Origin of the sequence: Gordonia sp. i37, assembly GCF_002043085.1 — a bacterium.
Taxonomy (GTDB): domain Bacteria; phylum Actinomycetota; class Actinomycetes; order Mycobacteriales; family Mycobacteriaceae; genus Gordonia; species Gordonia polyisoprenivorans.
The window spans coordinates 1-451 of record NZ_MVPX01000059.1; the positions used below are offsets into that span (position 1 = coordinate 1).

The following is a 451-nucleotide window of genomic DNA, read 5'->3' on the forward strand; positions in this document are numbered from 1 at the left end:
CTACTCTGCACCAGCTGCCACGACGATGTGCACCACCACGGATGGGACATCATCATGGGATTCGACCGCCACCCCTGGCTGATCCCACCCGCCAGCATCGACCCGAAACGCCGACCCTTGCCGTCGTATCACCGACGCACCATGCGACTCGACGACACCGCAGCCTGACCCGAAGCGCCTCCACTACAGCCTGATTTCCTGCACCCGGCCCGGCCGGGACCGCATCTGTTGTTTGAGAACTCCATAGCGATAATCCCATCCCGATGGTCGAGATGTTGTGCCGACTGTGGCCCGGAATCCTTTCGGCACAAGGGGTCTCGAGGCTCGTCGCTAGCGCTCCTCGGCACCTCGACCATCGGAGTGGGAAGGGTCCGTCCATCGAGTAGGGCGGCCACCGGGCGGGAAGGGCCCGTCCATCGGGTAGGGCGGTCACCGGGTGGGAAGGGCGTCA

1 pseudogene is annotated in these 451 nt (G+C 64.7%); it reads left to right on the plus strand.

What is annotated here, in order from left to right:
* A pseudogene (locus tag B1964_RS02275) lies at positions 1-168 on the plus strand (HNH endonuclease); the annotation flags it as partial.
* Positions 169-451: the final 283 nt, after the last annotated feature.